The 8,247-nt window shown below is 73.2% G+C and carries 5 protein-coding genes and 1 CRISPR repeat array; of the genes, 3 read left to right on the forward strand and 2 right to left on the reverse strand.

From position 1 onward, the window contains the following. The first annotated feature begins 3 nt into the window (after positions 1-3). A CRISPR array of direct repeats spans positions 4-1,495; the repeat unit is 29 nt; unit sequence CTGCTCCCCGCACCCGCGGGGATGGTCCC. A gap of 162 nt (positions 1,496-1,657) precedes the next feature. Next, the gene (locus tag AOK18_RS24965; protein ID WP_055695789.1) at positions 1,658-2,059 is read right to left on the reverse strand and encodes an ArsR/SmtB family transcription factor; all 402 of its coding nucleotides are present in this window, start codon (positions 2,057-2,059) and stop codon (positions 1,658-1,660) included. Between the two features lie 96 nt (positions 2,060-2,155). Here AOK18_RS24965 and AOK18_RS24970 point away from each other — a divergent pair, with 96 nt between their 5' ends. The 3 genes from AOK18_RS24970 (at position 2,156) to AOK18_RS24980 (ending at position 5,088) form a co-directional block, all read left to right on the forward strand. Further along, complete coding sequence (locus AOK18_RS24970; protein ID WP_055695793.1) at positions 2,156-4,141, forward strand: heavy metal translocating P-type ATPase; 1,986 nt, start codon at positions 2,156-2,158, stop codon at positions 4,139-4,141. Continuing rightward, a complete protein-coding gene (locus AOK18_RS24975) occupies positions 4,138-4,542 on the forward strand; it encodes a hypothetical protein (protein ID WP_055695790.1) in 405 nt (134 codons plus the stop codon). The genes AOK18_RS24970 and AOK18_RS24975 overlap by 4 nt, the downstream gene beginning before the upstream one ends. 243 nt (positions 4,543-4,785) lie before the next feature. Next, positions 4,786-5,088: a hypothetical protein gene (locus AOK18_RS24980; protein ID WP_055695791.1), complete on the forward strand. Its 303-nt coding sequence runs from the start codon at positions 4,786-4,788 to the stop codon at positions 5,086-5,088. A gap of 362 nt (positions 5,089-5,450) precedes the next feature. Here AOK18_RS24980 and pepN read toward each other — a convergent pair whose 3' ends face one another. After that, entirely contained in the window at positions 5,451-8,039 is a 2,589-nt protein-coding gene (gene pepN / locus AOK18_RS24985) for an aminopeptidase N (RefSeq protein ID WP_055695792.1), read from the reverse strand. Positions 8,040-8,247 lie beyond the last annotated feature (208 nt).

Consider the following 8,247-nt stretch of genomic DNA (forward strand, 5'->3'; position numbering starts at 1 on the left):
GGGACCAGCCCCGCACCCGCGGGGATGGTCCCTGCATGTCGCGGGCCGCCGTGTCGGCGCCGGACTGCTCCCCGCACCCGCGGGGATGGTCCCCGGGACAAGGTGCTGGCCGCTGTCCAGACCGGCTGCTCCCCGCACCCGCGGGGATGGTCCCCTGCCGCATGAGCGCGCCGAACGCGAGCAGGGCTGCTCCCCGCACCCGCGGGGATGGTCCCCGTCAACCACTCAGGCGTGGACTGTGAGTCCACTGCTCCCCGCACCCGCGGGGATGGTCCCTCGGCGACCAGGCTGGCGAACTCGGCCTCGATCTGCTCCCCGCACCCGCGGGGATGGTCCCGCTCGACGACCAGCGGCTCGCGGAGATCGACCTGCTCCCCGCACCCGCGGGGATGGTCCCACCCGACACGTCCTCACCTTCATCGTCCCCCACTGCTCCCCGCACCCGCGGGGATGGTCCCCACGAGCACGGCCGCCGTGGTGATCCACTGGACTGCTCCCCGCACCCGCGGGGATGGTCCCTTCACCGACGTCGTGGTGACGTCGGACGCCTTCTGCTCCCCGCACCCGCGGGGATGGTCCCAGGGACCCGGTCTGCGGGTCGTAGCGCCAGTCCTGCTCCCCGCACCCGCGGGGATGGTCCCGTCACCAGCACGGGCTTCACCGTGTGGCTGACCTGCTCCCCGCACCCGCGGGGATGGTCCCGCCATGGTCAGCAGCGCGACCACCAGCAACACCTGCTCCCCGCACCCGCGGGGATGGTCCCACGCCCGGCGCCAAGGGCATGGACGTCTACCCCTGCTCCCCGCACCCGCGGGGATGGTCCCTGCCCCACGACCAACCCCCCGGGGAGCACCTGCTGCTCCCCGCACCCGCGGGGATGGTCCCCCCGCGAGCCTCCGGAAGATCAGCGGCGCACACTGCTCCCCGCACCCGCGGGGATGGTCCCTGTGGGCGGTGGCCGCGTCGGGCACCACATCGCTGCTCCCCGCACCCGCGGGGATGGTCCCCAGGCCACGAGGTACGGCATACCGGGCGCACACTGCTCCCCGCACCCGCGGGGATGGTCCCGTGCCCAACTCGGCCGACGCGCCCGGCATCCACCGCTCCCCGCACCCGCGGGGATGGTCCCACGGCCCGGTGGTTCGGGCGCACGACGACGCACTGCTCCCCGCACCCGCGGGGATGGTCCCGTCGAGAGCAGGGGCGGGGACGGCGTGGTGGTCTGCTCCCCGCACCCGCGGGGATGGTCCCTCCAGCGCGCTGCCGATGCTGCCGCTGCCGCACTGCTCCCCGCACCCGCGGGGATGGCCCCCGCGACCGGAAGGCGAGGTAGGACTGTGGCTCCTGCTCCCCGCACCCGTGGGGATGGTCCCCAGGCCGCCGCGGCGCGGGTGAGGGGCAAGTCCTGCTCCCCGTATCCGCGGGGATGGTCCCTCCGGCACCTGCGCCATCACCGACAGCAGCACCTGCTCCCTGCACCCGCAGGGATGGTCCCTGGTCGAAGGCCGACCAAGAGCCGGCCGAGTGCTGCTCCCCGTACCCGCGAAGGCCGTCCCGGGTCGAGTCGCTCGGTCCACCCTTCGGCGACGTGTTCCCGCCGGCACTCTCCTTGTGCTTCGCGGAGGCCGCCGCGACGGCCTCCTGCCCTCGCGCCCCCTTATCGCCGGTTCGAGACGGGTGCCGTCTCGGAGGCGGAGGCCGAGGCGGGGGCGTCGCGCAGGCCGAGTCGCAGGTGTTCCACGTGGAAGAGGGCCTGCTCCAGGAGTTCGGCGACGTGGTTGTCGTACAGCGAGTAGACGATGGAGCGGCCGTGGCGCTCGCCGGAGACCAGTCCCAGGTTGCGCAGCAGGCGCAGTTGGTGGGAGCAGGCGGAGGCCTCCATGCCGACGGAGTCGGCGAGGTCGCCGACCGAGCAGGGGCCTTCCTGGAGGCGGGCCAGGATGTACAGGCGTGAGGGGGTGGCCAGGGCCTGGAGGGTCGCGGCGACGTCGGTCGCCCCCGCCGCGTCCAGTCGCTCGCGCGGGGTGGCGTCGTTCCTGCCGTCGGCTCCGTGACCCATGCGTCCATCCTAACGACGACACATGAAAACCTGTTCAGGTATTCCTGTACGGTGAAGGCCGTCGTCTCCCCTCCCGCCCGCGAAGGGTTCTCCGTCATGCCCTCTGCCCTGGACCAGCGGCCCGCGCCGGCCGCCGCCGGACCGCGTCCCGGCCCGCCGCGGCGCCGCACGCGCGTCCTGGCGCTGCCGGAGGCCCGGTGGGCGCTCGCGGCGCTGGTGCTGTTCCTGCTCGCCCTGCCGCCGTACCTGCTGGGCGCCCCGGCCTGGCTGTGGGGGACGCTGTTCGCCGCCACCTACGTCACCGGCGGCTGGGAGCCGGGGTGGGAGGGCCTGAAGGCCCTGAAGGACAGGATGCTCGACGTGGACCTGCTGATGGTCGTCGCGGCGCTCGGCGCCGCCTCCATCGGCCAGGTCCTGGACGGTGCCCTGCTGATCGTCATCTTCGCCACCTCCGGCGCCCTGGAGGCGGTCGCCACCGCCCGGACCGCGGACTCCGTGCGCGGCCTGCTCGACCTCGCCCCCTCCACCGCGACGAGGCTCCTGCCCGACGGCACCGAGGAGAGCGTCGACGCCGCACGGCTGAAGGCCGGGGACACGATCCTGGTACGCCCCGGCGAACGGGTCGGCGGTGACGGCCGGGTCCTCGACGGAGCGAGCGACGTCGACCAGGCCACCATCACCGGCGAGCCGCTGCCGGTGGCGAAGCGGGCCGGGGACGAGGTGTTCGCCGGCACCGTCAACGGCACCGGAGCCCTGCGCGTGCGCGTCGAGCGCGATCCGGCGGACTCGGTGATCGCCCGGATCGTGCGGATGGTCGAGGAGGCCTCCGGGACCAAGGCCCCCACACAGCTGTTCATCGAGAAGATCGAGCAGCGCTACTCGATCGGCATGGTCGTCGCGACCCTGGCCGTCTTCGCCGTCCCGCTCGCCTTCGGCGACGCGTTGCAGTCGGCCCTGCTGCGGGCGATGACGTTCATGATCGTCGCCTCGCCCTGTGCGGTGGTGCTCTCCACCATGCCGCCGCTGCTGTCCGCGATCGCCAACGCCGGACGCCACGGCGTGCTCGTCAAGTCCGCCGTCGTGATGGAACGCCTCGGGCAGGTCGACGCCGTCGCGCTCGACAAGACCGGCACCCTGACCGGGGGCGTCCCGCGCGTCACCGACATCCGCCCCCTGCCCGGCAGCGCCCTGACCGGGGACGAGGTGCTCGCCCTCGCCGCCTCGGCCGAGCACCCCAGCGAGCACCCGCTGGCACGCGCCGTCGTGGACGCCGCCCGCGAAGGCGGTCTGGTCCTCGCCGACGCGGGCGACTTCGCCTCCGTTCCCGGCCGGGGTGTCACCGCCGTCGTCGCCGGCCGCACCGTGCAGGTCGGCTCCCCCGCCCGGCTGCTGCCCGCCGACGCCGACCCGGCCGGTCGGAAGGCGGTGCGGGAGCTGGAGGACGCCGGGCGCACCGCGGTGGCGGTGCTGCGCGACGGCGTACCGGTGGGGGTACTGGGGATCGCCGACCGGCTGCGGCCGGACGCCGCCGTCACCGTCGCCGCACTCACCCGCCTGACCGGCCGGCCCCCGGTGCTGCTGACCGGGGACAACGAGCGCGCCGCCCGGCACCTGGCCGCCGAGGCCGGCATCACGGACGTCCGCTCCGGGCTGCTGCCGCAGGACAAGGTCACCGCCGTGCGGGAGGAGGAGGCGCGGGGCCGCAAGGTGCTCGTCGTCGGTGACGGCGTCAACGACGCGCCCGCGCTGGCCGCCGCCCACTGCGGGATCGCCATGGGCAAGGCCGGCTCCGACCTCGCCCTGGAGACCGCCGACGCCGTCGTGGTCCGCGACGAGCTGGCCACCCTCCCCGCCGTCGTGAACCTCGCGCGCGCCGCCCGCCGCCTGGTCGTCCAGAACCTGGTCGTCGCCGGGGTGTTCATCACCGCCCTGGTCGCCTGGGACCTGATCGGCACCCTGCCGCTGCCCCTCGGCGTCGCCGGACACGAGGGCTCCACCGTCATCGTCGGCCTCAACGGCCTGCGCCTGCTGCGCGAGGCCGCCTGGACCGACCCCGCCAAGGACACCAAGGACACCGCGTGAGCAAACGCACCCGCCGTACCGCCCCCGTCACGGGGGCGGCGCGCCCCACCGTCACCGTCTGCCGCGGCTGCTGCTGCGGCACCCCCAAGATCCCCGGCCTCGACCACGCGGCCCAACTGCGCGACCTGCGTCGGGCCGTGGGGGACGCCGCGACCGTACGGGTCACCGACTGCCTCGACGCCTGCGAACGCGCCAACGTCATCGTCGTCCAGCCCTCCGCCGAGGGCCGCGAGGCCGGTGGGCGCCCCGTCTGGCTCGGCCTGGTCAACGACCCCGACGCCACCACCGACATCACCACCTGGGTCGCCGGCGGCGGCCCCGGCCTCACCGACCCGCCCGGCATCCTCGACCTCTACGCCTTCAAGCCCTCACGCCGTCTCCGCGCCGAACTCCACGACTGACCGCACGAGGGGCGGGGCGGTCGGATCCGCATCGCCGCAGCGCAATGCCGTTTCCGCCGGTGAGCGTCAACTTCCGCAGTACGGCGGAGGTTGTAGGAGACAGGCCTCTGCCCCCATGGTGTGACCCGGAGTTCCAACCGCTGTGGGACGACGGCGCACGCGGCCCGCTCGTAGCGTTCCGGCCCAGAGACACGACGAACTGGCTGTCCGCCGGTCGTCGCTTCCGAAAGGGGAACGGAACTCATGAAGATACGCAGGACCTTCGCCCTCGCCACCGCAGCGGCTGCTCTCGGTGGCGGGCTCGCGCTCGCTCCCGCGACCTCCGCCTCGGCCGGTGGAGTGAGCGCCCAGGCCATGACCTGCTCGACCTCGAAGGTCAGCGCCTACCAGGCCTCCGGCTGGTGCTCGGGGGGAAGCAACTGGCGCGTCGGCGTCAAGTGCACCGACGGCAAGCACTACTACTCCGAGACCAACAGCATCCGCGGTACGAAGTACGTGGGTTGCGGCAAGGGCACGGTGACCCACCGCTGGATCGACATCTTCTGATCCCTGGCCGGGGGTGCAGGGCGAAGGTGCCCGCTGACATCGACTCCCCGGAGCGACTCCGCGCCGGACGATCCGCGGCCCGCCCTCCTCGGGGAGGGCGGGCCGGCACGGCACACACCCGGGGTAGGACTGCTCCGGCCACCTCGTGACACCGGGCGAGGGAGGAGGCCGGCAGTTCACCGCCCACCGCGCACACCCCGAAGTGCCACCGCACCACCCCGGCGAACCCGCCCGGGCGGGGTTCAGGACGGACCGCGCAGAGAGGAGCGCGTGCGGACGTACTGATCGGATTCCGTGCGGCGGGAAGGGCGCTCGGCGGTATGCCGCCGTGCGCCCTTCGGGACGTGCGTACCGGCGCGCGGCTACTCCGCCGCCGCGTCCGCCGCCTGGGCCCGCAGGGCGCGTTCCACGCCCGCGCGGGATTCCGAGACGAGGCGGCGCAGGGCCGCGTTCGGGTCGGCGGAGGCCAGCCAGGCGTCCGTCTTCTCCAGGGTCTCCTCGGAGACCTGGATCGCCGGGTAGAGGCCGACCGCGATCTGCTGGGCCATCTCGTACGAGCGGGACTCCCACACGCCGGCCAGCGCCTCGAAGTACCGGTCCGTGTACGGGGCCAACAGTTCGCGCTGGTCGGTCTGGACGAAGCCGGCGATGACCGCCTCCTGGAGCGCGTTCGGCAGCTTGTCGGACTCCACGACCGACGCCCACGCCTCCGCCTTGGCCTCCTCGGACGGCCGGGCGGCGCGCGCGGTGGCGGCGTGGCGCTCGCCCGCGGCGGTCTTGTCGCGCTCGTACTCGGCCGCGATCTCGCTCTCGTCGTACCGGCCCACCGCCGCCAGCCGCTGCACGAACGCCCAGCGCAGCTCGGTGTCGACGGCCAGGCCCTCGACCGTCTTCGTGCCGTCCAGCAGGCTGTCCAGGAGGTCCAGCTGATCCGGCGTGCGCGCCGTCGCGGCGAAGGCGCGCGCCCACGCCAGCTGGTGGTCGCTGCCCGCCTCGGCGGCCCGCAGGTGGGCCAGGGTGGCCTCCGTCCAGCGGTTGAGCAGCGTCTCGCGGGCCTCCGGGGCGGCGTACAGGTCGATCGCCAGCTTCACCTGGCGGTGCAGCGACTGCACGACGCCGATGTCGGACTCCTTGCCGATGCCGGACAGCACCAGCGACAGGTAGTCGCGGGTGGCCAGCTCGCCGTCGCGGGTCATGTCCCAGGCCGACGCCCAGCACAGGGCGCGCGGCAGGGACGCCTCGAAGTCGCCCAGGTGCTCGGTGACGAAGGCCAGCGACCGCTCGTCCAGGCGGACCTTGGCGTACGACAGGTCGTCGTCGTTGAGGAGGACGACGGCCGGGCGGGCCTTGCCGACCAGCTCCGGTACGGAGGTCAGCTCGCCGTCGACGTCCAGCTCGACCCGGTCGACGCGCACCAGCTTGCCGCTCGCCGCGTCCAGGTCGTACAGGCCGACCGCGATCCGGTGCGGGCGCAGGGTCGACTCGCCCTTGGCGCCTGCGGGCAGCGCGGGCGCCTCCTGGCGGATGGCGAAGGAGGTGATGGTCCCCGTGCCGTCCGCGCCGTCCGTCTCGATCTCCGGGCGCAGCACGTTGATGCCGGCGGTCTCCAGCCACTTCTTCGACCAGGTGCTCAGGTCGCGGCCGGAGGTCTCCTCCAGGGCGCCCAGCAGGTCGGACAGGCGCGTGTTGCCGTACGCGTGCCGCTTGAAGTACGCCTGCACGCCGCTGAAGAAGGCGTCCTTGCCGACGTAGGCCACCAGCTGCTTGAGGACCGAGGCGCCCTTGGCGTAGGTGATGCCGTCGAAGTTGACCAGGACGTCGTCCAGGTCGCGGATGTCGGCCATGATCGGGTGCGTGGACGGCAGCTGGTCCTGCCGGTAGGCCCAGGTCTTCATGGAGTTCGCGAACGTGGTCCACGAGTGCGGCCACTTCGAGCCCGGCGCGTCGGCCTGGCAGGCGGCCTCGGCGTAGGTGGCGAACGACTCGTTCAGCCACAGGTCGTTCCACCACTCCATGGTGACCAGGTCGCCGAACCACATGTGGGCCAGCTCGTGCAGGATCGTGGCGGCCCGCACCTCGTAGGCGGCGTCCGTCACCTTCGAGCGGAAGACGTACTGGTCGCGGATGGTCACCGCGCCGGCGTTCTCCATCGCGCCCGCGTTGAACTCCGGCACGAACAGCTGGTCGTACTTCCCGAAGGGGTACGCGTAGTCGAACTTCTCCTGGAACCACTCGAAGCCCTGCCGCGTGACGTCGAAGATCGCGTCCGCGTCGAGGTGCTCGGCGAGCGAGGGCCGGCAGTAGATGCCGAGCGGCACCGACTGGCCGTCCTTCTCGTACACGCTGTGCACGGAGTGGTACGGGCCGACGATCAGCGCGGTGATGTACGTCGAGATCCGCGGCGTCGGCTCGAACTCCCAGACGTTGTCACGGGGCTCGGGGGTGGGGGAGTTGGAGACGACGGTCCAGCCGGCCGGGGCCTTCACGGTGAACCGGAAGGTCGCCTTGAGGTCGGGCTGCTCGAAGCTCGCGAAGACGCGGCGGGCGTCCGGCACCTCGAACTGGGTGTACAGGTAGGCCTGGCCGTCGACCGGGTCGACGAACCGGTGCAGGCCCTCACCGGTGTTGGTGTACGCGCAGTCGGCGCTCACCCGCAGCACGTTGCGGCCGGGGAGCAGACCGGGCAGGGCGATCCGGGAGTCCGCGAAGACCTCGGCGGGGTCGAGGGAGTCGCCGTTGAGGGTCACCTCGTGCACGGTGGGGGCCACCAGGTCGATGAACGACTCCGCGCCGTCCGCGTCGGTGGAGACATCGAAGCGCACCGTGGTCACGGACCGGTAGGTGCCGCCCTCCTGCGCGCCGGAGAGATCGAGGTCGATCTCGTACGAGTCAACGGTCAGCAGCTTCGCCCGCTGCTGCGCCTCTTCGCGAGTCAGGTTTGTGCCAGGCACGCGGTCATCTCCTCGTCATGTGTCGGTCGCGCCATCCTTCCACGCCACCGGCGGGAAACGCGATGTCCTTTCACCGCCGGTGAGGCGCCCGCCGGGCACGGGCCCCGGCGGCCGTGACGGCCCGCGCCCCGCCCGGTGGCGGGCCCGGGCGGGGGACGGCGGAGAGGCCGTGAGCACGCCGGAAGGGGGCGTCCGCCGGCCGGCGGAC

This window comes from Streptomyces prasinopilosus, assembly GCF_001419695.1.
GTDB classification, from domain to species: Bacteria; Actinomycetota; Actinomycetes; order Streptomycetales; family Streptomycetaceae; genus Streptomyces; species Streptomyces prasinopilosus.